The following is a 23,020-nucleotide window of genomic DNA, read 5'->3' as shown; positions in this document are numbered from 1 at the left end:
AGTGGGTTATATGAATATGGTTCAGGCAACAAAAAAAATTCAGCACTGGTTCGTTCAGTTATCAGGAAAACTTGGTGTAAAGCCAAAAGAAATACATTACATAGGAGGCAGTGAAGCGCTGCCTTCGCCTCTTGAAAGGCCTGAAGAATCAAAAGTGCTTGCACGTCTGGCACAGGGAGATGAGGAAGCGAGATCCATATTAATTGAGAGAAACCTGAGACTCGTTGTATATATATCAAGAAAGTTTGAAAATACCGGTATTAATCTCGAAGACCTCATTAGCATTGGCACAATCGGACTGATCAAGGCGATCAATACATTTAACATTGAAAAAAACATTAAGCTGGCAACCTATGCATCGCGCTGTATTGAAAATGAAATTCTTATGTATTTAAGAAGGACGAGTAAATTACGTTCTGAAGTTTCTTTTGACGAGCCGCTGAATACGGACTGGGATGGTAACGAACTTTTGCTGTCTGATGTTATGGGGACGGAAAATGATCTCATTGCCAAAGACATTGAAGCGAAAATGGATCGCGTTCTGCTTTATCAGGCACTGACTATTCTCAATGACAAGGAAACCTTTATTATTGAATCTAGATTTGGCCTGAATGGCAGAAAAGAGCATACACAAAAAGATGTGGCTGATATGATGGGCATTTCGCAATCTTATATATCGCGTCTTGAAAAGAGAATCATCCGCAGGCTTCAAAAAGAAGTTGGCAGAATGGTGTGAACTGGCAATAAGCACACCGCATATTTTTTCAGTCGGAGGAAATACTGAACGAGAACACACTCCCGACTGGAGGAATAGAAATGGCACGGAAAGTTGAAATCTGCGGTGTGGATACGTCCACTCTGCCCATTTACAAAAATGAAGAAATGAGGCAATACTTTTCTGCTTTTCAAAACGGGGATGCTGATGCGAGAGAAAAACTTGTGTATGGCAATCTTCGGCTCGTGCTGAGCGTGATCCAGCGGTTCAGTCATCGAAATGAGAACCCGGATGATTTATTTCAGGTAGGCTGTATCGGTCTTTTGAAATCAATCGATAACTTTGATTTAGGTCAAAATGTACGTTTTTCCACTTATGCAGTGCCCATGATTATTGGCGAAATCAGGCGTCATCTCAGGGATAATAATCCGATAAGGGTATCACGCTCACTGCGGGATACAGCTTATAAATCTCTTCAGGCAAAAGAAGCACTGCTTGCTGAAACCTCAAAGGAACCGTCTATAGAGGATGTTGCTAAACGGACGGGTATACCGGTAGAGGACATTGTCTTTGCGCTTGATGCGATACAGGATCCAGTTTCACTGTTTGAACCGGTCTATCAGGATGGTGGAGATGCTGTGTTTGTGATGGATCAGATTAAAGATAACAGAGTCAGTGACGAAAAATGGATTGAAGACCTCTCAATTAAAAATGGAATGGATGAGCTTGATGAAAGGGAACGGCTCATTCTGCAAAACCGCTTTTTTAATGGGAAAACCCAGATGGAAGTAGCAGAAGAAATCGGAATTTCACAGGCTCAGGTTTCCAGGCTTGAAAAAGGAGCCATCAGGCAGCTGAATAAGTTTTTTTATTAATTATGAAAGACCGGTTGTCTTTTTGAAGGGGTTAGCAGAAGGTGTATTTTATCTTGTTCCTTATTAGTGATTGAATTCAAAAATTCAACAACTTGACTGGCAGTACTCTGATCAGAGTACTGTCAGTCTTTTTTTCGTTGAATGAACCTAATGAATCGTAAAGGTAAAATGCTCACTTTCTGCATAGGATACAGAAAAGGGGGAGACCGATGAGAATCTCAGAATTACAGACGAAGGATGTCGTGTCCGTTACGGATGGTAAAAAACTTGGTCCGATCTCAGATATTGAACTGAATGTCCAGACAGGAAAAATTGCGGCACTGATTATACAGTCATCAGCCAGCTGGAAAGGGTGGTTCAGTAAAGGTGGGGAATTGCTGATCCCGTGGAAGGATATTGTGAAAATCGGTAATGATGTGATCCTTGTCAGAAGTAAATTGGAGGAGCATCAGTGGGAGGACCACAATTCTTAGTTCTCAAAAGAGTTTTGCGCGCATTTATGATACACTCTCTAAAGAAGAATCATATTGAAATGCCTGCAATGACAGGAAACGGAAGAGAGGTCTGATTGAAGTGGGGATGATTCAGACAGTATCAGAGCGATTTGTAGAGCTCGAGGAATGGAAAAGCTTATTTCCTTCTCTGACAGCTCTTTTTTCCACAAAAAATGGCGGAACAGGCAAAGGTGCTTATCAATCATTAAATACAGGATTGCATGTTCATGATGACGTGCAGACTGTGATTCAAAACCGGAGGCTTCTTGCGGAGGCTGAAGGGACGGATCTGAATTCGTGGATTTTTGCTGATCAGGTTCATGGTAAACGGGTGGTGCGTGTTAACCGCCATCATGCCGGAATGGGAGCAGAATCATATGATAAATCAGTAAGAGCTGCAGATGGACTGTGGACGTTTGATACGGAGATCCGTCTAAGCTTAGGCTTTGCAGACTGTGTACCTATTTATTTCGTTGAACAGGATACAGGTTTTATTGGGCTTGCGCATGCAGGCTGGAAGGGATCTGTGGCAAATATCGGGGCTGAAATGATCAGTCAGGCTCGCGATGCAGGTGTGCGCCCGGAGAAAATCAGCGTATTGATTGGCCCATCCATTGGTGTTTGCTGTTATATTGTGGATGATTATGTCATCAATCATATCACGCAGCCGGGGATGGACCATGTTTACCAAGAGGTATCAGATGGGCAATATAAACTTGACCTTCCTTTGTACAATAAACAGCTGCTTGTTCAGGCAGGAGTAAAGGAAGAGAATATCATTCTCTCTGACCTGTGTACGTCCTGTGAGGATACCATGTTCTTTTCGCACAGACGGGATCAGGGTAAAACAGGAAGAATGTCTGCGGTGATTGGCTGGAAGGAGAGGTAATTGTGTCAGTTGATAAGAATCTTGAACAGGTGATGGATCGGGTCAATAAAGCTTCCGAGACGGTGGGGCGGGACCCGAAAGAGGTTACGATTGTTGCAGTGACAAAATATGTGTCAAATGAACGCGCTGAAGAGGCTGTCAAAGCAGGTCTTTTACATTTAGGAGAAAACCGCCCGGAGGGACTTGAAGAGAAAAAAAAGGCACTTCACGCTGAACAGATAAAGTGGCATTTTATTGGGACACTTCAATCAAGAAAAGTTAAAAAGGTCATTAATGATGTTGATTTTTTGCATTCTCTGGATCGTCTGTCGCTTGCTGAAGAAATTCAGAAGCGTGCGGAGCACCCTATTAAATGTTTTTTACAGGTGAATGTGTCCGGTGAAGAACAAAAACATGGTCTTTCACCAGAAAATGCATCAGAATTTGTCGAACAGCTAGAAAGTTATGATAAGATAGAGGTAATCGGTTTGATGACGATGGCTCCAAACACACAGGATGAGGCCGTTCTCAGGAACTGTTTCAGGAATCTCAGGGAACTGAGAGACCGGATTCAGGAGAAAAAGCTTGCGAATGTTCCTTGCACAGAGCTTTCCATGGGGATGTCCAATGACTTTGAAATTGCCATACAAGAAGGAGCAACCTACATACGAATCGGCTCTTCGCTCGTCGGAGAATAAAGGAGGGAAACCGTGAGATGGGGATGAAAACAAAATTCAAGGATTTTTTCTTCGGTGAAGAAGAAGAATACATGGAAGAAGTAGTGGAGGATCGTCCGGAAGAATCAAATACGCGGTCTTTATCACCTTCAAAAAAATCAAATCAAAAGCAGAATGTGGTCAGCCTTCAGAGCATCCAGCAGTCCTCTAAAATGGTATTAATGGAGCCAAGAATGTATGCTGAAGCTCAGGAGATTGCCGATCATTTGAAAAATCACCGTGCTGTTGTGGTCAATCTTCAGCGCATCAGCAAGGATCAGGCCAAGCGCATTGTTGATTTTCTGAGTGGAACCGTTTATGCAATCGGCGGCGATATTCAGCGTGTTGGAACAGATATTTTTCTTTGTACACCGGATAATATTGAAGTGAGCGGTAATATAACCGATTTAATTCAGGAAGATTAAAGATGGGTGGGTTGTAGCTGAATGGGTACAATTTTTAGTTTGTTAATTACGTTATTACAATTTTACAGCTATGCGCTGATTATTTATATTCTGCTATCCTGGTTCCCTAATGCCAGGGAGAGTTCATTTGGTCAAATTCTCGGCAGAATATGCGAGCCTTATTTAGAGCCTTTCCGTAAGATCATCCCGCCACTCGGCATGATTGATATTTCACCGATTGTGGCGATCATAGCGCTGAACTTTGCGGGAATGGGATTGCAGCAGCTTTATCTATTTATAAGATAAAAGTGTTAGCCTGGTGCCACCTTTTGGGCGGTACCGGGCTTTATTTGTTACAAGGAGTGGAGTGTATGTCTGTCTATCAGCATTTTCGAAAAGAGGAAAAAGATTTTATCGATCAGGTTCTCGACTGGAAAGCAGATACGGAAATGAAGTATGCGCCGAGGCTGACAGATTTTCTGGATCCAAGACAGCAGTTTATTGTGCAGTCACTTGCCGGCCAGCAGGGAGAAGTTCAGGTTGCTTTTGAAGGTGGCGTTGATTCGGAGAGGAAAAGAGCTTTGTTCTATCCTTCATATTTCGAGCCGCAATTTGAAGATTTTGAACTGTCTTTATTGCAGGTCCGCTATCCTGAAAAATTTGTCACAGTTGAACATAGTGATGTACTCGGTTCACTGATGGGGCTTGGCATAAAAAGAGAAAAGCTCGGTGATATTATTTTCCCTGAGCATGGCGTACAGATTATCACGACAAAGGAAATGTCTTCATTTTTATCGATGAATGTCACGCAGATCGGAAAGGCGACTGTCAAAACCGAAGCCATCTCCTGGGACGAAAAAGGGACCCCTTTGGAAAAATGGGTGGAAAAGCAGGCTTTCGTTTCTTCAATGAGACTTGATACAATTACAGCATCTGCGCTGTCGATTTCAAGACAAAAAGCACAGCAGCTTATTCAAAGCGGAAGAGTAAAGGTGAATTTCAGAGTGGAAGAGCGGATTGCCTTTGAGTGTGACCAGGGAGATATGGTGTCTGTCAGGAAGTTTGGACGCTTCCGGATTGGTGAACATCTCGGAACAACTAAAAAAGACAGGATCCGGACAAGCTTTTTCTATTTGGAGTAGGTCCTTTAAAAAGTTCTGATAAAAAGAGGAAATGTCACACAATTCGTCGAATGATCAGTATAATGGAAAGACAACATGAATAATTTTGGAGGTGCAATGATGCCGTTATCGCCATTGGATATACATAATAAAGATTTCAGCAGAGGTTTCAGAGGATATGATGAAGATGAAGTGAACGAATTTCTTGATCACGTGATGAGAGACTTTGAGCTTGTTCTCCGTGAGAAAAAAGAGCTTGAGGAAAAGCTTTCCATGCATACAGAGCGTCTTGGGCATTTCACAACGATTGAGGAAACGCTGAACAAATCCATCGTCGTGGCACAGGAAGCAGCTGAGGAAGTAAAACGTAACGCCAATAAGGAAGCAAAACTTATCGTGAAGGAAGCAGAAAAAAATGCAGACCGGATCGTCAATGAGTCTCTGTCAAAAGCGCGTAAGATCGCAATTGAGATTGAAGAGCTGAAAAAACAGTCCAAAGTATTCCGTACCCGTTTTAAAATGCTGATTGAAGCACAGCTTGAACTGATCAATAACGGAGACTGGGATGAACTGATGGAATACGACCTAGATACGACTGAACTGAAAAGACTTGAGCCGGAACCGCATGAATAATTGAATGATTGACGGATCGTCCGCAGTTTGACTATAATAGGATTGTTGAAAAATGATTAAACTGATGAATACGATATACGTTGATAGGAAGAGTAATCTGATTTGAGCCGACATAAAGCGAACCGGGGAAGGTGAGAGCCCGGTGCGGACAGACAGACGAAGATCATCCTGGAGTTTCAGAGCTGAAAGTAAGTAAGCTCTGACGTGTGGCGGCGTTAACAGCTTCTTGAGTGGAAAAACAGCACTTTGTTTTTCTATAAGGGTGGTACCGCGTGACAGCATAAGGCTCTCTCGTCCCTTTTTGGGATGGGGAGTCTTTTTTGTTTTTTAAAGAAAGAGGACTGAAGGAGGAAATACAATGGAGTACAAAGATACATTACTCATGCCTAAAACAGCTTTTCCAATGAGAGGGAACCTGCCTAACCGCGAGCCTGAAATTCAGGAAAAATGGGCAGAGATGGACATTTATAGCAAGGTGCAGGAAAGAACGGCAGGCAGACCGTTATTTGTGCTGCATGACGGACCTCCGTATGCAAACGGGGACCTTCATATGGGGCACGCGCTGAATAAGGTACTGAAAGACTTTATTGTACGTTATAAATCAATGAGCGGTTTTAACGCACCTTATGTGCCAGGCTGGGATACACACGGTCTGCCGATTGAACAGGCTCTTACAAACAAAGGTGTAAAGCGTAAGGAAATGACGGTTGCTGAATTCCGTGAAAAATGTGCGGAATATGCACTCCAGCAGATTGATAACCAGCGATCACAGTTTAAGCGCATCGGTGTTCGTGGTGATTGGGAAAACCCTTATATTACATTAAACCCTGAGTATGAAGCACAACAGATCCGTGTATTCGGCGATATGGCGAAAAAGGGCTATATCTACAAAGGGAAAAAGCCTGTTTACTGGTCTCCTTCAAGTGAGTCAGCGCTTGCTGAAGCAGAGATTGAATATCAGGATAAGCGTTCACCTTCTATTTATGTTGCATTTGACGTGAAGGATGGAAAGGGTGTATTGGATGCAGGTGTGAAATTTATCATCTGGACAACGACACCTTGGACGATTCCGGCTAACCTTGCGATTGCTCTTCACCCTGAGCTTGAGTATGTGCTCGTAAAAGAAAACGGTGATCAGTATGTTGTAGCCAAAGAGTTACTTGAAGAAGTAACTGAAAAGCTTGAGTGGGTATCACCTCAGATTGTCAGCACTCATAAAGGAGCTGAGCTTGAGCATATTACAGCGCAGCATCCGCTTTATGACCGCGAGAGTCTTGTTATTCTTGGTGAGCACGTCACAACTGATGCAGGTACAGGCTGTGTTCATACTGCTCCTGGCCACGGTGAAGACGACTTTATTGTCGGTAAAAAATATGGACTGGATGTATTGTGTCCGGTTGATGATAAAGGTGTATTTACTTCAGAGGCACCTGGTTTTGAAGGACTGTTTTATGATACGGCGAATAAGCCGATTTCAGAAAAACTTGAAGAAGCCGGCGCTTTGTTAAAGCTGGAATTTTTTACGCACAGCTATCCGCACGACTGGAGAACGAAAAAACCGGTTATTTTCCGTGCCACAGCACAATGGTTTGCTTCGATTGATAATTTCCGTGAAGAGCTGCTTCAGGCAGTCAAGGATACGAAGTGGATTCCTGCATGGGGTGAAACACGTCTCTTCAATATGGTTCGCGACCGGGGTGACTGGTGTATTTCCCGTCAACGTGCATGGGGTGTACCGATTCCTGTTTTTTATGCTGAAAATGGAGATGCGATCATAACGGAAGAAACGATCAGCCATGTGTCAGCGCTATTTGCTGAGCATGGGTCAAATATCTGGTTTGAAAAAGAGGCGAAGGATCTTCTGCCGGAAGGATTTACACATGAGGGCAGTCCGAACGGCCGCTTCACGAAAGAAACAGACATTATGGATGTGTGGTTTGACAGCGGATCATCCCACCAGTCTGTACTTGAGGCAAGAGCAGAGCTTCAAAGACCGGCTGATCTGTATCTTGAAGGCAGTGACCAGTACCGCGGATGGTTTAACTCTTCGCTTACAACCGGTGTTGCTGTAACAGGTAAAGCACCATATAAAGGTGTACTAAGCCACGGCTTTGCACTTGATGGAAATGGCCGCAAAATGAGTAAATCACTTGGAAATGTTGTGCTTCCGTCTAAGGTAATGAATCAGCTCGGTGCTGATATTCTGAGACTATGGGTTGCTTCTGTAGATTATCAGGCTGATGTACGTGTATCTGATCCGATCTTGAAGCAGGTTGCAGAAGTATATAGAAAGATCCGTAATACACTGCGTTTTCTACTGGCAAACCTGGACGATTTCGAACCTGCAAAAAATGCTGTTTCGTTCAATGAGCTAAGAGAAGTGGATCAGTTCATGATGGTCCGTCTGAATCAGGTTGTTAAATCAGTGAACGCTTCTTATGAAAATTATGAGTTTGCGTCCATCTATCACACGATTAATAATTTCTGCACGACAGACCTGAGCTCGTTCTATCTTGATTTTGCGAAGGATATTTTATATATCGAAGCAGCAGATCACAAGGATCGCCGTGCTATGCAGACGGTAATGTACGAGTCACTTGTATCTCTTGTGAAGCTGTTGTCTCCAATTCTTTCTCATACTGCGGATGAGGTATGGGCTTTCATTCCGGGTGTGGAAGAGGAGAGTGTTCAGCTGACGGATATGCCTGTAGCTGAGACGTTTGAAAATGAAAAAGCACTGCTTGATAAGTGGAACACGTTCCTGGATGTGCGTGATGATGTACTGAAGGCACTTGAAGAAGCGAGAAATGCGAAGCTGATCGGTAAATCACTGTCAGCGAAAGTGACGCTGTATGCTGATGATAAGACGCATGCATTGTTGTCATCTGTAAGTGAAGATTTAAAACAGCTGTTTATTGTGTCTGATTTTGAATTGAAGGGTGCTGAAGGTGCTCCTTCAGAAGCGCTTCAATTTGAGGGACATAAAGTGTCTGTTGAGAAGGCGGAAGGAGAAACGTGTGACCGCTGCTGGACGGTTTCAACTGAGGTTGGACAGGACAGCGACCACCCGACACTTTGCCCGCGCTGTGCAGGTGTTGTGAAGGAGCATTATGCTCACTTGACTGCAGAATAATGAACCTGTGAAAAAGCTGCCTGTTGGATCAGGCAGCTTTTTCTTTGCGTGGTTTACAGGACCGTTTTAGGAGAAGGGATGTTTTCTGATCCGATTTTGACTGATCCGGGTCAAACGGACGTTTGACCCGCTTTTCAGGCAGAGCCTGAAAAGTCCCCAAAGTGAAGGGCAGGCGGGAGGGAAGCTAGCTTCCCCTCCGCCTGCCCTTCACTTTGGGGAGATCAGTCAAAATCTTTGTCAGAGTTAGAAATCTTTCTCACGTGGTTATGCCTGCGGCGTTGAATTGTGCTACAATACGTTAAGGGTTTGCAACGAGAATACGGAGGTAAACAAGTGATCTATTATTTGCTGGCTTTATTCATTATCGCAGTGGATCAGCTGACGAAGTATCTGGTGGTCCGCAATATGGAGGTTGGTGAGTCCATTAATGTGGTGGATGGATTCTTTTATTTGACTTCTCACCGTAACACAGGCGCTGCCTGGGGGATGCTTGAGGGACAGATGTGGTTATTTTATATTGTCACCTTAATCGTGATCGGTGGTATTCTTTATTATTTTCACAAGCATGCTAAAGGAAACGTACTGTTCAGTGTCAGTTTAATGATTTTACTTGGTGGAGCAATCGGGAATTTTATTGACCGGATCTTCAGACAGGAAGTTGTCGATTTTCTTCAGCTTACGATCTTTAATTTTATTTTCAACATTGCAGATGCCGCTCTAACAATTGGAGTAGTATTGCTCTTCGTCCAGATGATTATCGAAGAAGTGCAGGAAAAGAGGAAGAAAAATGGAAAGCATTCAACACTTAATACAGGAAAATGAAAAAGGTAAACGTCTTGATGCCGTTCTTGCAGGCCTTGAAGGAGACTGGTCAAGAACGCAGGTTCAGCAATGGATCAAAGAAGGTAACGTAACCGTAAACGGTAATAAAACGAAACCAAATTATAAGGCCGTTCAGGGTGACGAAATTTCAATCAAGATTCCTGATCCGGAACCTTTGGACATTGAAGCGGAAGAAATAAACCTTGATATTTATTATGAGGACAAAGATGTTCTTGTCGTGAATAAGCCGAAAGGGATGGTTGTTCATCCTGCACCTGGTCATCTTTCCGGCACGCTTGTCAATGGACTGATGGCTCACTGTAAAGACCTTTCAGGCATTAATGGCGTTTTGCGTCCGGGGATTGTCCACCGGATTGATAAGGATACTTCAGGTCTTCTAATGGTTGCCAAAAACGATGCCGCTCATGAAAAGCTTGTTCAGCAGCTCGTCGATAAAACCGTTACAAGAAAATATCAGGCAGTCGTGCATGGTTTGATACCACACGAATACGGAACGATTGATGCTCCGATTGGCCGTGATACGAAGGATCGCCAAAGCATGGCAGTTGTGGATCAGGGCAAAAAAGCAGTGACACATTTCAGAGTGCTGGACCGTTTTAAAGAGTTCACACACGTTGAATGTGAGCTTGAAACAGGCAGAACGCATCAGATCCGCGTTCACTTGAAGTATATCGGTTTTCCTCTAGCTGGAGATCCGAAATACGGGCCGAGAAAAACGCCTGATCTGAATGGACAGGCTTTACATGCAGGCGTACTTGGATTTATTCACCCTGCGACGGATGAATACATGGAATTCTCATGCCCGCCTCCGGAAAGCTTCAGTACATTTGTCGACATGCTTAAAAATGATCGTTGACTTTTGCAGGTGATCCCGATACAATGAGAACAACTTAATGAGCGAAACCTTTAATCCGGTCCAGAGAGGCAGGGAAGGACATATTTGACGGCTATGTAAATATCCGTCTACCCTTCCGTGTACTTTGGCGGAAGGGTTTTTTTGTGAAAGGAATGATCAGATGCCGGAAACAGTTGTCATGGACGAGCAGATGATGAAGCGGGCCCTTACGAGAATCGCCCACGAAATCATTGAGCGGAATAAAGGGGTGGAAAACTGCGTGCTGATCGGCATAAAAACGCGTGGCATTCACCTTGCTGAACGACTGAGGGAACGGATCGAAGCGATAGAAAGTGTAACGGTGCCAGTCGGTGAGCTGGACATTACGATGTATCGTGACGATCTTGAAAAGAAGCATGGATCGGGTGAACCGGTTGTTCACAACAAAGATCTGTCACTGCAGGTGACTGACAAAAAAGTCATTGTCGTTGATGATGTGCTTTACACCGGCAGAACAGTAAGGGCAGCAATGGATGCCATTATGGATAACGGCCGTCCGACTCAGATACAGCTGGCGGTACTGATCGACAGAGGTCATCGGGAGCTGCCGATCAGAGCGGATTTTGTCGGAAAGAATATTCCCACATCAAGTGAGGAAAAAATCCGGGTAGAGCTTGCAGAAACCGATGATAATGAACAGGTTACTATTTATAAGTAACATCCTTTAATGCAGTCCAGAGAGGCTGGCAAAGGAGAATACACGAGGACAAGTATGTCTTCCTGTGCCTCTTTGCCATGCCTGGCAAAGAGGTTTTTTAATAGGAGGAATGAATCGTGGAAAACACTGAAAGAGTTAAACCGGTACTTGATGTTGAGGAAAAACCGAAATGGGATCAATGGCTGACATTAAGCCTTCAGCACTTATTCGCTATGTTTGGCGCAACGGTCCTTGTACCGATGCTTGTGGGACTCAGCCCGGCTGTAGCGCTGATCTCAAGCGGACTGGGAACACTTGCTTATCTTCTGATTACAAAAGGACAGATTCCTGCTTATCTTGGATCATCCTTCGCCTTTATTGTACCGATTATTACGGCTACACAGCTTGGAGGTCCCGGAGCGGCGATGCTTGGTGCGTTTTTCGCAGGGCTTGCCTACGGACTTGTCGCACTCTTAATTTATAAATTCGGCGTCAGCTGGTTAATGAGAATCCTTCCGCCGGTTGTGGTAGGTCCGGTCATTATCGTCATCGGGCTCGGACTTGCAGGTACCGCTGTGAATATGGCGATGTATGAAAATCCACTAGCTGAGAATCCAGCTGAGTTCATTTACAGCGGAACGCATATTGCGGTAGCGCTGATTACACTTGCGATAACAGTGATCGCTTCGATTTACTTTAAAAAGATTTTTGGTCTGATTCCGATTCTGATCGGTATAGCAGGTGGATATATCGCAGCACTTTTTGCAGGGCTTGTGGACTTTCAGCAGGTGCTCGACGCGCCATGGTTCGCAGTACCGGATTTATTCATCCCGTTTGTTGATTATACGCCTGCATTTTCATGGACAGGCATCATTATCATGGTACCAATCGCCATCGTGACATTATCCGAGCATACAGGTCATCAGATGGTGGTTAGTAAGGTGGTTGGAAGAAACTTTTTAGAAAAGCCGGGTCTTCACCGTTCGATTCTTGGTGACGGAGTGGCAACAATGATTGCAGCGATGATTGGCGGTCCGCCAAATACGACGTACGGGGAAAATATCGGCGTGCTTGCAATCACGAGAATCTTTAGTGTGTTTGTCATTGGAGGAGCAGCTGTGCTTGCGATCCTGTTCGGTTTTGTCGGTAAAATCTCTGCACTGATCAGCTCCATTCCGACTCCGGTTATGGGCGGGGTATCGATCCTGCTGTTCGGGATCATTGCATCAAGCGGTCTCCGCATGCTGATCGAAGCAAAAGTGGATTTCTCTCATAAAAGAAATCTGATTATCGCATCTGTGATCATGATTATCGGAGTAGGCGGTGCATACGTACAGTTTACAGAAACATTCGTCCTTCCTGGCATGGCGCTTGCTGCCATCATCGGGATCGCGCTTAATCTCATTCTGCCGGGCAGAAGAAAAGAAGAAGAAACATTATTTAACGAAAAGAATAAAGCTGCTTAAATCCTTTTAAATGAAGTCCAGAGAGGCTTTCAAAGGGGTTTTGACGGGATCCGTCTGTCTAAAACCGCCTTCTGGAAGCATAGAAGGCGGTTTTTTCATACTCAAATCAAGAAGGAGAGGATCAGAATGCATTTTTTAACCATGGACGAGCTATCAGTTGAAGATATTTTTGAGGTGATCCAGCAGGCACAGGTGCTGAAACATCAGAAGCCGATTCCAATGCCTGAAAAATATGCAGTGAACCTGTTTTTTGAAAACAGTACGCGAACAAAGTGCAGCTTTGAAATGGCACAAAAAAAGCTTGGAATGAATGTTCTTTCCTTTGACCCGGGGACTGCCTCGGTTCATAAAGGTGAATCCCTCTACGATACAGTCAAAACGCTTGAAGCAATCGGGGTGGATGTAGCGGTCATCCGTCATAGTGAGGAACGGTATTTTGATGCGCTGAAAGATCATGTCTCCATTTCTTTAATCAATGGTGGAGACGGTATGGGGCATCATCCTTCGCAGTGTATGCTAGATCTCCTGACGATCTACCAGGAGTTCGGAACTTTTGAAGGCGTGAAAGTGACCATTGCAGGTGATATCCGGCACAGCCGTGTGGCGAGGTCAAACACTTTTGCTTTAAAAAGGCTTGGAGCTGATGTTAATTTTACAGGACCTGAACAGTGGAGAGATCCTGAGATGCCGGATGTTCCATTTATCCCGATGGATGAAGCCGTAAAAACGAGTGATGCGCTTATGCTGCTCCGGGTTCAGCATGAACGGCATACATTTGGTGAGTCGTTTACAAAAGAGAAGTATCATCAGGAATTCGGTCTGACGGTGGAGCGCGAAAAGAGAATGAAGCATAAAAGCATTATTCTCCATCCGGCACCGGTGAACCGGGGTGTGGAGATTGCTGATGAGCTCGTGGAATGCTCACGCTCCCGTATATTCAAACAGATGGAAAATGGCGTGCCAACGAGAATGGCGATGCTGCAGTACGTAATATTAAAACGGGAGGAATTAAAACATGAGCTTATTAATTAAAGGGGCAAACGTATTTAAAAAAGGCATAACAGATGTCAGGGTCTCAGATGGAACAATTACAGAAACCGGTTCGTTAGCGCCATTACATAATGAACAGGTCATCGACGCAGATGAATTGTATCTTGCACCGGGATTTGTAGATGTTCACGTACATCTCAGAGAGCCTGGTGGGGAGAAAAAAGAAACAATCAAAACAGGGACGCTGGCTGCGGCAAAAGGCGGTTATACAACAGTCTGTGCCATGCCAAATACGCGGCCGGTCCCGGATGACCTTGAAACACTTCAAAACATACAGGAAAAAATCAAGCAAAATGCATGTATCTCGGTGCTGCCTTATGCGGCAATTACGACCAATCAGGCAGGTAAAGAGCTGACGGATATGGAGGCTCTGGCACAAGCGGGCGCCTTTGCTTTCACAGACGACGGGGTAGGGGTACAGAGTGCCGATCAGATGTTAAAGGCGATGCAAAAAGCCGCTTCACTGAATAAAGCAATTGTTGCGCACTGTGAAGATAATACGCTGATTCACGGTGGCTGCATGCATGATGGAGAGAAATCAAAAGAGCTTGGGCTGCCAGGTATCCCATCCGTTTGTGAGTCCGTTCAGATTGCGCGGGATGTGCTGCTGGCTGAAGCAACAGGTTGTCACTACCACGTCTGCCACGTTTCCACAAAGGAATCAGTGCGCGTCATCCGCGATGCCAAGAAGGCAGGCATTCACGTGACGGCAGAAGTCACGCCGCACCACCTTTTATTAAACGAACATGATATCCCGGGTGATCATGCAGACTTTAAGATGAACCCGCCGCTCAGGTCTAAGGAGGACCAGGCAGCGTTAATAGAGGGACTCGAAGATGGAACAATTGATTTTATTGCCACAGATCATGCCCCTCACACAGAAGAAGAGAAGAAAGAAGGTATGCTTCGGGCACCGTTTGGTATTTCAGGAATTGAGACTGCGTTTTCGCTCCTCTATACGGAATTCGTTCAAACGGGAAAATGGACGCTGGAGCAGCTGATTGAGTGGCTCGCAGTAAAGCCTTCTGAAGTGTTCAGCCTCGAGACCGGGCGAATTCAACAGAACAGTGTGGCTGATCTGGTGCTGCTTGATTGCCAGGAAGAGCATGTGATTGAACGCAGCGAATTTCTGTCAAAAGGAAAAAACACACCATTTCATGGAGAAAAGGTAACAGGAAAACCGGTGATGACGATCAAAAGCGGAATAATTGTCTTTCAGGAGGTTAAATAAATGAAAAAGCTGCTTGTACTTGAAGATGGTTCAGTATTTAACGGTAAAGGATTTGGAGCAACAGAAGAAACATCAGGTGAAGTCGTATTTAATACTGGGATGACTGGCTATCAGGAAATTCTATCTGATCCATCGTACTGCGGACAGATGGTGGTGCTTACGTATCCGTTGATTGGCAACTACGGCATCAACCGGGATGACTTTGAATCCATTCATCCATTTATTAAAGCGCTGATCGTAAGAGAGGAATGTGATCTTCCTTCGAATTTCCGCAGTGAAGCAAGCATTGACGAGCTGTTAAAGGAAAAAAAGATTCCCGGACTTTCAGGTGTTGACACGAGAAGGCTGACACGTCTTCTGCGCAGTCACGGAACGATGAAAGGAAAGATCTGTCCGGCTGAAACGGATGTTGAAAAGGTTGTGCAGGAGTTAAAAGCAACATCATTTCCGGTGAATCAGGTGGAACAAGTATCAACGAAGTCACCTTATCCGAGTCCTGGAAGAGGAAACCGCGTCGTGGTGATTGATTATGGAATGAAGCACGGTATTCTTCGTGAACTTAATAAACGTCAATGTGACGTCATTGTCGTTCCTTACCAGACGACGGCAAAAGAGATTTTACACCTTAATCCGGACGGTGTGGTCCTGTCGAATGGACCGGGGGATCCAAAGTCGGTACCTGAATCAACAGAAACGGTGAAAAATCTTATTGGAAAAGTGCCGATATTCGGCATCTGTCTCGGCCATCAGCTGTTAGCACTCGCTGGGGGTGCGGACACATTTAAACTGACATTCGGTCACCGCGGATCCAACCATCCAGTCAAGGAGCTCTCTACAGGGAAAGTCGCCATTACGGCACAGAATCACGGCTATGCAGTTGATGAAAAATCTCTTGAAGGAACCGCATTACAGGTAACACATAAAGCATTAAACGACGGTACTGTTGAAGGGATTGCACACGAAAATGGACTCGCTTTTTCCGTCCAGTATCATCCGGAAGCAGCACCGGGTCCTGAAGATGCGAACGAATTATTTGACCGGTTTCTTAAACTGATGAGTGAAACAGCTAAGGGGGATATGCAGCATGCCTAAACGTACAGATATTAATTCCATTCTTGTGATCGGTTCAGGTCCGATTGTCATTGGTCAGGCAGCAGAATTTGATTACGCAGGGACACAGGCTTGCCTTGCTCTGAAAGAAGAAGGCTACCGGGTAGTTCTTGTTAACTCAAACCCCGCCACCATTATGACCGATACGGAAATCGCGGATAAAGTATACATGGAGCCATTAACGGTTGAGTTTATTTCAAGAATTATCCGCATGGAGCGCCCGGATGCGCTTCTTCCAACGCTTGGAGGACAAACCGCACTTAATCTGGCTGTAGAGCTGTCAGAAAGCGGTATTCTTGAAGAGTGTAATGTTGAAATCCTCGGTACAAAGCTGTCAGCCATTCAGCAGGCTGAAGATCGCGATCTGTTCCGCAATCTCATGAATGAACTGAATGAGCCGGTTCCTCAAAGTGAGATCATTCATAACCTCGAAGAAGCGTTTGCTTTTGTTAATGAGATCGGCTACCCGGTCATCGTCCGTCCTGCTTTTACACTCGGGGGGACAGGAGGCGGAATTTGTCATGATGAAAAAGAACTCATTGAAATCGTTTCATCAGGCCTGAAATACAGCCCGGTTACCCAATGTCTCCTTGAGAAAAGTATCGCAGGCTTCAAGGAAATCGAATATGAAGTGATGCGTGATAAAGATGACCATGCAATCGTTGTCTGTAATATGGAAAACATTGATCCGGTCGGCATTCATACGGGAGATTCAATCGTGGTCGCACCTTCCCAGACACTGAGTGACCGGGAATATCAGATGCTTCGTGACTGCTCACTGAAAATCATCCGCGCACTTGGTATTGAAGGCGGCTGTAACGTTCAGCTTGCACTCGACCCTGACAGTTTTCAATACTACATTATTGAAGTCAATCCGCGTGTCAGCCGCTCATCAGCGCTTGCTTCAAAAGCAACCGGCTATCCGATTGCCAAGCTTGCAGCCAAAATTGCGGTCGGTCTGACGCTTGATGAAATGATTAACCCGGTGACAGGCAGCTCGTACGCATGCTTTGAACCTGCACTTGATTACGTCGTCACTAAAATTCCGAGATGGCCTTTTGATAAATTCGAATCAGCTAAGCGTAATCTTGGCACTCAGATGAAAGCGACTGGTGAAGTGATGGCCATTGGCCGCAGCATTGAGGAATCTCTTTTAAAAGCAGTGCGCTCCCTTGAAAACGATGTATATCATCTTGAAATCGGTACACACGAACCTGCGTGGATTGAAAGACGAATCAGGAAGGCTGGAGATGAACGCCTGTTTTATATTGGTGAAGCACTGAGAATGGGTGTGACCGTGGAAGAGATCCATGACTGGAGCAAAATTGATCTTTTCTTTCTTAATAAAATGAATAAAATCGTTCAATTTGAAAAAGAACTGGCTGCCGGTCAGTCTGATGAAACACTTTATGAAGCAAAGAGAATGGGCTTCAGTGATAAAACGATCGCATCACTCTGGAACACGACAGAGCTTGCCATTTATGAAAGACGCAAGCAGGCGGACATCATCCCTGTTTATAAAATGGTGGACACGTGCGCTGCAGAATTTGAATCTTCCACACCGTATTTTTACGGAACGTATGAGGAGGAAAATGAATCAGTTGTCAGCAACCGCAAAAAGGTGATCGTGCTTGGATCCGGTCCGATCCGTATCGGTCAGGGCGTGGAGTTTGATTATGCAACGGTACACTCAGTGTGGGCGATTAAGGAAGCCGGATATGAAGCAATAGTCATCAATAGTAACCCTGAGACGGTTTCAACTGACTTCTCTATTTCAGACAAGCTGTATTTTGAACCGCTGACGCTTGAGGATGTTATGCATATTATTGACCTTGAAAAGCCAGAAGGGGTTGTCGTTCAGTTCGGAGGACAAACAGCCATTAATCTAGCTGACGGCCTTGCTGAAAGAGGTGTTAAAATCCTCGGAACTTCACTTGAAGATCTTGATCGCGCAGAAAACCGTGATCAGTTTGAAAAGACGCTTAAGAAGCTTGGCATCCCGCAACCGGAAGGACAGACGGCCGTGTCAGAGGAAGAGGCCGTATCGATCGCCAACCGAATCGGTTATCCGGTGCTCGTTCGTCCATCATACGTGCTTGGTGGCAGAGCGATGGAAATCGTCTATCAGGAGCAGGAGCTGCGTCAGTATATGACGAGTGCGGTAAAGGCAAGCCCTGAGCATCCTGTGTTAATTGACCGTTACCTGACAGGAAAAGAAATTGAAGTGGACGCAATCTGTGATGGAGAAAACGTGCTGATCCCGGGTATTATGGAACACATTGAACGTGCCGGTGTTCACTCAGGGGACTCCATTGCCGTGTATCCGCCTCAGACGTTGACAACTGAACACATTTCAACGCTTGAGGATTATACAGTCCGCCTGGCAAAAGGACTCAATATTAAAGGTCTGATCAACATTCAGTACGTTATTTCAAAAGGTGAAGTGTATGTGCTCGAAGTCAATCCAAGATCGAGCCGCACCGTGCCGTTTATGAGTAAAATCACAGGTGTACCGATGGCGAACATTGCGACGAAAGCCATTCTTGGTGAATCAGTCACATCATTCGGGTTTGGAACAGGGCTGCTCGATCCGGTCAATGGAGTTTATGTAAAAGTACCTGTCTTCTCTTTTGCTAAGCTGAAGCGTGTCGATATTACGCTCGGACCTGAAATGAAATCAACCGGAGAAGTCATCGGTAAAGACGAGACGCTTGAAAAAGCACTCTATAAAGGGCTGACGGCAGCGGGCATGAACATCCGTCATTACGGCTCCGTTCTCATGACCGTTGCCAACAAAGATAAAGAAGCTGCGGCAACACTTGGACAACGGTTCCATCAGCTCGGTTATCACATTCTGGCCACAGAAGGAACGGCTGCTGTATTAAATGAGGCAGGTATTCCGAATGAGACGATCAGTAAAATTGGAGAAAGCGGAAAGACACTGATCGACGGCATCCAGTCAGGTGAAATTCAGCTTGTCGTTAACACATTAACGAAAGGCAAGCAGCCGGCACGTGACGGCTTCAGAATTCGCCGTGAATCGGTAGAAAATGGAATTCCCTGCCTGACTTCACTCGATACGGCGGAAGCCATGCTGAGCGTGCTTGAGTCTATGAATTTTACGATGAAGCCAATGAATAAATCAGGGAAAAAGGCGGCATTCGTATGATCAGAGAGCAGATGAAAGTGCTCGGTAATAAAAAGCTCGCTCACCAGATTTATGAAATGACTTTATCGGGGGAGCTGGTGAGCCTGATCCGGACGCCTGGTCAGTTCGTTCACATCAGGACCTCATCAGGTAACGACCCGCTTTTACGTAGGCCGATCAGTATTTCCTCGTACAATCAGGAAGAAAATACGATGACAGTGATTTACCGCGCATCAGGGCTTGGAACAAAACAGATGGCTGAAAGTCCTTATGACACGATTGATGTACTCGGTCCACTCGGATCCGGATACCAGGTAAATGAGGATGTAAAAGGAAAATCGATGCTCCTGATTGGAGGCGGCATCGGGGTTCCGCCACTGTATGAATTGTCTAAGCAGCTCGTTGAAAAAGGAGCCTCAGTTACGCACGTATTGGGCTTTGAATCGGCGCGGGTCGTTTTTTACGAAAAGGAATTCAGTGAGCTTGGTCAAACACTGATCGCCACCGCTGACGGCTCACATGGCTGTAAAGGGTTTGTCACCAATGTCATTGAACAGCAGGGATTGATCCATGCTGATGCCTTTTATGCATGCGGACCGGTGCCAATGCTTGCTGCTGTTGAAGAACAGCTTGCCCATATTCCGGGCTTTGTGTCGATGGAGCAGCGTATGGGATGCGGCGTTGGTGCCTGCCTTGCCTGCGTGTGCGAAGTGAAGGATCCAGATGTTCCGTATAAAAAAGTATGTACAGACGGACCTGTTTTCAGGAAGGGAGAGCTGATTTATGGATAGATTATCCGTATCACTGCCGGGATTATCTTTGAAAAACCCGATCATGCCGGCATCAGGATGCTTTGGGTTTGGTCGGGAATACAGTCAGTTTTATGATCTAAGTGAATTAGGTTCCATCATGATTAAAGCGACGACTCCTCATCCGAGAGCAGGAAATCCGGTGCCGCGCGTAGCTGAGACTTCCTCAGGAATGCTAAATGCCATCGGACTGCAAAATCCCGGGCTTGAAAAAGTCATAGAGACGGAATTACCATGGCTTGAACAGTTTGACCTTCCGATCATTGCGAATATCGCTGGATCTGAAGCAGAGGATTATATTAAAGTGGCTGAAAAAATTTCCGCAGCCAAAAACGTGGCAGCACTTGAATTAAATATTTCCTGTCCGAATGTCAAAGAAGGGGGCATTGCATTTGGAACAGATCCTGAGACTGCCAGGAATCTGACCGCAAAGGTTAAAGAAGTTTCCCAGGTTCCGGTATATGTAAAGCTTTCTCCTAATGTAACGAGTATCACAGAAATGGCCAAAGCATGTGAAGAAGGCGGAGCGGATGGTTTAACGATGATCAATACGCTAGTCGGCATGAGGCTCGATCATAAAACGGGAAAGCCTGTCATTGCCAACAAAACAGGTGGACTGTCAGGACCGGCAATTAAGCCGGTTGCGCTCCGGATGGTTTATGAGGTGAGTCAGCAGACAACCCTTCCGATCATCGCAATGGGCGGTATCAGCTCAGCGTGGGACGTGATTGATTTTATCTCTGCCGGAGCGAGTGCAGCGGCAGTGGGTACGGCTAACTTTGTCAATCCGTTCGTCTGTCAGGAGATTATACAAGAGCTGCCTTCTATCCTGGATGAACTCGGCGCAGACCATATACTTGATTTACGAGGAAGGAGCTGGATGAGACATGGAGAAGCAGCCGGTCATCGCGCTTGATTTTGCTGAATTTCAGGAAGCAGAGCATTTTTTAAACCAATTTGCAGAGCCGTTATATGTAAAAGTTGGAATGGAGCTGTTTTATCAAAACGGCCCTTCCATGCTGTATCAGCTGAAGGAAAAAGGACACCGCATTTTTCTTGATCTTAAGCTCCACGATATCCCGACAACTGTCCGCAAAGCGATGAAAGGGCTTGCTTCTCTTGAAGTGGATCTCGTCAATGTTCATGCTGCAGGGGGTCAGGCAATGATGGAAGCGGCTCGAGAGGGGCTGGCCCAGGGAGCCTCCGGTGTAAAACGGCCTTCGATCATTGCGGTGACACAGCTGACATCAACATCAGAGCACCAGATGAGAAGTGAACAAAACATCCAAACCACGCTGATTGATTCGGTTGTTCATTATGCTTCACTCGCGAAAAAATCGGGAATGGATGGTGTCGTATGTTCACCTAAGGAGTGTAAAGCCATTGAATCAGCGATTGGAGAACCTTTTATCAGGTTAACCCCGGGTATCCGTCCAGCCGGAGGAGATCTTCATGATCAGGTACGAATAGCATCACCAAAAGAAGCGCAACAGTTGGGATCTACAGCCATCGTTGTAGGAAGAGCCATCACACAAAGTGAAGATCCGGTACAAGCGTATTACGACATAAAAAAAGAATGGAGCGGGTTGGAATGAATCAAAAGCTTGCACAAATGTTACTTGAAATCAAAGCAGTAGAGCTTCGCCCAAACGATCCATTTACTTGGGCATCAGGCATCAAATCCCCCATTTACTGCGACAATCGCCTGACCATGTCCTACCCTGAAGTGAGATCTTATGCTGCTGAACTGTTCAAAGAACTGATTGAACAAAAATTTCCTGATGCAGGTGTCATCGCAGGTACCGCAACAGCAGGAATCCCTCATGCAGCCTGGGTCAGTGAAAAAATGGGCCTCCCGATGAACTATATCCGCTCATCTGCCAAAAAACACGGCAAAGGAAATCAGATTGAAGGCAAAGTGCTGACAGCTGAAAAAGCCGTCGTCATTGAAGACCTGATCTCAACAGGTGGAAGCAGCCTCGAAGCTGTGCAGGCACTGAAAGAAGCAGGAGTGGAAGTAGCCGGTGTTGTGAGTCTGTTTACATATGGCTTCAAAAAAGCAAAAGATAACTTTGACACAGCAGGCGTCCCGTATTACTCACTGACGGACTTTGACACACTGATTGAAGAAGCGGTTGAAGGCGGGTACATAGAGAAAAACAGCGCTGAATATTTGAGGGAATGGAAAGATCAGTTTTAGAGGATCGGGTGGTTAGTTGAATACAATGAATCAACCAGTGATCTTAAACAGGATTTGAGTTCGTGGAATTTATTTAATTGCATCGAAATAACTAAGATTACCTTTGATGATAATTCAAAAGGTTATGAAAGTAGCTCCTTCTCTCCTGGTATTAATCGAAAGTGTCAGAACGTTATTATTCCAAATCGCAGATTCATTTCATCGAATGGAAGGAAAAAACTGAATGCATAGGGAACTTATTAATGTACCAGGTGAGATAAGGGAGAGGAAACGATGAGTAAATCATTTATTGATCAAGTGCATTATATTAGAATTCCTGTAAAAGATTTAGAGTGGTCTGCTCAATGGTATGAAGATATACTTGGTTTTCAATTGCTGAATATTACCGGAGAGCGCGCCGTTTTAAAAGTAAATGAAGGACCGTTTTTAGTTATTTTAATTCCATCAGGTGATGAAACATTTGCTCATTTTACAATAGACAATAGACAGGAATTTATCATTGGTTTTACAAGTCCGGAATTATTTCAATTTCATCAACATTTACTTGATCATCAAGTTAAGACTGATGATATAAAAGAAGATCATGGCCATTCTTTTTTCCATTTTTACGACCCTAATGGTAATAAACTGCAAGTACACTGGTGAGTTGAAATACCGCTCTTATGGAGTTAA

General features: G+C 45.0%; 23 protein-coding genes and 1 other annotated feature. All 23 genes read left to right on the top strand.

Going from position 1 to position 23,020, the window contains the following annotated elements; translation table 11 throughout:
- Positions 1 to 16: 16 nt before the first annotated feature.
- The 23 genes from sigE (at position 17) to E2491_RS01820 (ending at position 22,993) form a co-directional block, all read left to right on the top strand.
- Positions 17 to 736 carry an RNA polymerase sporulation sigma factor SigE gene (gene sigE / locus E2491_RS01930; RefSeq protein ID WP_134372280.1) on the top strand — a complete coding sequence of 240 codons (720 nt, stop codon included), beginning with the start codon at positions 17 to 19 and terminating at the stop codon, positions 734 to 736.
- Between the two features lie 80 nt (positions 737 to 816).
- Entirely contained in the window at positions 817 to 1,590 is a 774-nt protein-coding gene (sigG, locus tag E2491_RS01925; protein WP_134371973.1) for an RNA polymerase sporulation sigma factor SigG, read from the top strand.
- A 209-nt stretch (positions 1,591 to 1,799) separates the two neighbouring features.
- Positions 1,800 to 2,063 carry a YlmC/YmxH family sporulation protein gene (locus E2491_RS01920; RefSeq protein WP_134371971.1) on the top strand — a complete coding sequence of 88 codons (264 nt, stop codon included), beginning with the start codon at positions 1,800 to 1,802 and terminating at the stop codon, positions 2,061 to 2,063.
- A 106-nt stretch (positions 2,064 to 2,169) separates the two neighbouring features.
- On the top strand, positions 2,170 to 2,973 hold the full coding sequence (gene pgeF, locus E2491_RS01915) for a peptidoglycan editing factor PgeF (protein ID WP_134372278.1): 804 nt from the start codon (positions 2,170 to 2,172) through the stop codon (positions 2,971 to 2,973).
- A gap of 2 nt (positions 2,974 to 2,975) precedes the next feature.
- Complete coding sequence (locus tag E2491_RS01910) at positions 2,976 to 3,650, top strand: YggS family pyridoxal phosphate-dependent enzyme (RefSeq protein ID WP_134371969.1); 675 nt, start codon at positions 2,976 to 2,978, stop codon at positions 3,648 to 3,650.
- Between the two features lie 17 nt (positions 3,651 to 3,667).
- Entirely contained in the window at positions 3,668 to 4,093 is a 426-nt protein-coding gene (locus tag E2491_RS01905) for a cell division protein SepF (RefSeq protein ID WP_134371967.1), read from the top strand.
- A 21-nt stretch (positions 4,094 to 4,114) separates the two neighbouring features.
- Positions 4,115 to 4,378: a YggT family protein gene (locus tag E2491_RS01900; RefSeq protein WP_134371965.1), complete on the top strand. Its 264-nt coding sequence runs from the start codon at positions 4,115 to 4,117 to the stop codon at positions 4,376 to 4,378.
- A 65-nt stretch (positions 4,379 to 4,443) separates the two neighbouring features.
- Positions 4,444 to 5,214 carry a YlmH family RNA-binding protein gene (locus E2491_RS01895; RefSeq protein WP_134371963.1) on the top strand — a complete coding sequence of 257 codons (771 nt, stop codon included), beginning with the start codon at positions 4,444 to 4,446 and terminating at the stop codon, positions 5,212 to 5,214.
- 99 nt (positions 5,215 to 5,313) lie between these two features.
- A complete protein-coding gene (locus E2491_RS01890) occupies positions 5,314 to 5,826 on the top strand; it encodes a DivIVA domain-containing protein (RefSeq protein ID WP_134372276.1) in 513 nt (170 codons plus the stop codon).
- A 71-nt stretch (positions 5,827 to 5,897) separates the two neighbouring features.
- Positions 5,898 to 6,128 (top strand) — a binding site (T-box leader).
- A gap of 56 nt (positions 6,129 to 6,184) precedes the next feature.
- Positions 6,185 to 8,959, top strand: a complete 2,775-nt coding sequence (gene ileS, locus E2491_RS01885) for an isoleucine--tRNA ligase (protein ID WP_134371961.1) — start codon at positions 6,185 to 6,187, stop codon at positions 8,957 to 8,959.
- 333 nt (positions 8,960 to 9,292) lie between these two features.
- On the top strand, positions 9,293 to 9,781 hold the full coding sequence (gene lspA, locus E2491_RS01880) for a signal peptidase II (protein WP_134371959.1): 489 nt from the start codon (positions 9,293 to 9,295) through the stop codon (positions 9,779 to 9,781).
- On the top strand, positions 9,747 to 10,658 hold the full coding sequence (locus E2491_RS01875) for an RluA family pseudouridine synthase (RefSeq protein ID WP_134371957.1): 912 nt from the start codon (positions 9,747 to 9,749) through the stop codon (positions 10,656 to 10,658). Before lspA ends, E2491_RS01875 begins: the two co-directional genes overlap by 35 nt.
- A 160-nt stretch (positions 10,659 to 10,818) precedes the next feature.
- Positions 10,819 to 11,355 (top strand): bifunctional pyr operon transcriptional regulator/uracil phosphoribosyltransferase PyrR, encoded by a 537-nt coding sequence (pyrR, locus tag E2491_RS01870; protein ID WP_134371955.1) that lies wholly within the window; start codon positions 10,819 to 10,821, stop codon positions 11,353 to 11,355.
- Positions 11,356 to 11,471: 116 nt separating this feature from the next.
- Positions 11,472 to 12,800, top strand: coding sequence for a solute carrier family 23 protein (locus E2491_RS01865; RefSeq protein WP_371414441.1), 1,329 nt, complete (start codon positions 11,472 to 11,474; stop codon positions 12,798 to 12,800).
- 126 nt (positions 12,801 to 12,926) lie between these two features.
- Entirely contained in the window at positions 12,927 to 13,832 is a 906-nt protein-coding gene (locus tag E2491_RS01860) for an aspartate carbamoyltransferase catalytic subunit (RefSeq protein ID WP_134371953.1), read from the top strand.
- Positions 13,816 to 15,081, top strand: coding sequence for a dihydroorotase (locus E2491_RS01855; RefSeq protein WP_134371951.1), 1,266 nt, complete (start codon positions 13,816 to 13,818; stop codon positions 15,079 to 15,081). The genes E2491_RS01860 and E2491_RS01855 overlap by 17 nt, the downstream gene beginning before the upstream one ends.
- On the top strand, positions 15,082 to 16,173 hold the full coding sequence (locus tag E2491_RS01850; protein WP_134371949.1) for a carbamoyl phosphate synthase small subunit: 1,092 nt from the start codon (positions 15,082 to 15,084) through the stop codon (positions 16,171 to 16,173).
- A complete protein-coding gene (gene carB / locus E2491_RS01845; RefSeq protein ID WP_134371947.1) occupies positions 16,166 to 19,360 on the top strand; it encodes a carbamoyl-phosphate synthase large subunit in 3,195 nt (1,064 codons plus the stop codon). Before E2491_RS01850 ends, carB begins: the two co-directional genes overlap by 8 nt.
- Positions 19,357 to 20,130, top strand: coding sequence for a dihydroorotate dehydrogenase electron transfer subunit (locus E2491_RS01840; protein ID WP_134371945.1), 774 nt, complete (start codon positions 19,357 to 19,359; stop codon positions 20,128 to 20,130). The genes carB and E2491_RS01840 overlap by 4 nt, the downstream gene beginning before the upstream one ends.
- Positions 20,123 to 21,064: a dihydroorotate dehydrogenase gene (locus E2491_RS01835; RefSeq protein ID WP_134371943.1), complete on the top strand. Its 942-nt coding sequence runs from the start codon at positions 20,123 to 20,125 to the stop codon at positions 21,062 to 21,064. Before E2491_RS01840 ends, E2491_RS01835 begins: the two co-directional genes overlap by 8 nt.
- Positions 21,036 to 21,743 (top strand): orotidine-5'-phosphate decarboxylase, encoded by a 708-nt coding sequence (pyrF, locus tag E2491_RS01830; protein WP_134371941.1) that lies wholly within the window; start codon positions 21,036 to 21,038, stop codon positions 21,741 to 21,743. Before E2491_RS01835 ends, pyrF begins: the two co-directional genes overlap by 29 nt.
- Positions 21,740 to 22,348, top strand: coding sequence for an orotate phosphoribosyltransferase (gene pyrE, locus E2491_RS01825; protein ID WP_134371939.1), 609 nt, complete (start codon positions 21,740 to 21,742; stop codon positions 22,346 to 22,348). The genes pyrF and pyrE overlap by 4 nt, the downstream gene beginning before the upstream one ends.
- 273 nt (positions 22,349 to 22,621) lie before the next feature.
- Entirely contained in the window at positions 22,622 to 22,993 is a 372-nt protein-coding gene (locus E2491_RS01820; protein ID WP_134371937.1) for a VOC family protein, read from the top strand.
- Positions 22,994 to 23,020 lie beyond the last annotated feature (27 nt).

The organism is Jeotgalibacillus sp. R-1-5s-1, assembly GCF_004405105.1.
Lineage (GTDB): Bacteria > Bacillota > Bacilli > Bacillales > Jeotgalibacillaceae > Jeotgalibacillus.
The sequence above is the reverse complement of the archived record's forward strand: the minus strand, read 5'-3'. Positions and strand labels throughout refer to the sequence as shown.

What these genes read in the sequence shown, in the direction of transcription:
- sigE (WP_134372280.1), top strand. Translation starts at nt 17, where the DNA reads ATGGTTCAGGCAACAAAAAAAATTCAGCACTGGTTCGTTCAGTTATCA.
- sigG (WP_134371973.1), top strand. Translation starts at nt 817, where the DNA reads ATGGCACGGAAAGTTGAAATCTGCGGTGTGGATACGTCCACTCTGCCC.
- E2491_RS01920 (WP_134371971.1), top strand. Translation starts at nt 1,800, where the DNA reads ATGAGAATCTCAGAATTACAGACGAAGGATGTCGTGTCCGTTACGGAT.
- pgeF (WP_134372278.1), top strand. Translation starts at nt 2,170, where the DNA reads ATGATTCAGACAGTATCAGAGCGATTTGTAGAGCTCGAGGAATGGAAA.
- E2491_RS01905 (WP_134371967.1), top strand. Translation starts at nt 3,668, where the DNA reads ATGGGGATGAAAACAAAATTCAAGGATTTTTTCTTCGGTGAAGAAGAA.
- E2491_RS01900 (WP_134371965.1), top strand. Translation starts at nt 4,115, where the DNA reads ATGGGTACAATTTTTAGTTTGTTAATTACGTTATTACAATTTTACAGC.
- E2491_RS01895 (WP_134371963.1), top strand. Translation starts at nt 4,444, where the DNA reads ATGTCTGTCTATCAGCATTTTCGAAAAGAGGAAAAAGATTTTATCGAT.
- E2491_RS01890 (WP_134372276.1), top strand. Translation starts at nt 5,314, where the DNA reads ATGCCGTTATCGCCATTGGATATACATAATAAAGATTTCAGCAGAGGT.
- ileS (WP_134371961.1), top strand. Translation starts at nt 6,185, where the DNA reads ATGGAGTACAAAGATACATTACTCATGCCTAAAACAGCTTTTCCAATG.
- E2491_RS01875 (WP_134371957.1), top strand. Translation starts at nt 9,747, where the DNA reads ATGGAAAGCATTCAACACTTAATACAGGAAAATGAAAAAGGTAAACGT.
- pyrR (WP_134371955.1), top strand. Translation starts at nt 10,819, where the DNA reads ATGCCGGAAACAGTTGTCATGGACGAGCAGATGATGAAGCGGGCCCTT.
- E2491_RS01860 (WP_134371953.1), top strand. Translation starts at nt 12,927, where the DNA reads ATGCATTTTTTAACCATGGACGAGCTATCAGTTGAAGATATTTTTGAG.
- E2491_RS01855 (WP_134371951.1), top strand. Translation starts at nt 13,816, where the DNA reads ATGAGCTTATTAATTAAAGGGGCAAACGTATTTAAAAAAGGCATAACA.
- E2491_RS01850 (WP_134371949.1), top strand. Translation starts at nt 15,082, where the DNA reads ATGAAAAAGCTGCTTGTACTTGAAGATGGTTCAGTATTTAACGGTAAA.
- carB (WP_134371947.1), top strand. Translation starts at nt 16,166, where the DNA reads ATGCCTAAACGTACAGATATTAATTCCATTCTTGTGATCGGTTCAGGT.
- E2491_RS01840 (WP_134371945.1), top strand. Translation starts at nt 19,357, where the DNA reads ATGATCAGAGAGCAGATGAAAGTGCTCGGTAATAAAAAGCTCGCTCAC.
- E2491_RS01835 (WP_134371943.1), top strand. Translation starts at nt 20,123, where the DNA reads ATGGATAGATTATCCGTATCACTGCCGGGATTATCTTTGAAAAACCCG.
- pyrF (WP_134371941.1), top strand. Translation starts at nt 21,036, where the DNA reads ATGGAGAAGCAGCCGGTCATCGCGCTTGATTTTGCTGAATTTCAGGAA.
- pyrE (WP_134371939.1), top strand. Translation starts at nt 21,740, where the DNA reads ATGAATCAAAAGCTTGCACAAATGTTACTTGAAATCAAAGCAGTAGAG.
- E2491_RS01820 (WP_134371937.1), top strand. Translation starts at nt 22,622, where the DNA reads ATGAGTAAATCATTTATTGATCAAGTGCATTATATTAGAATTCCTGTA.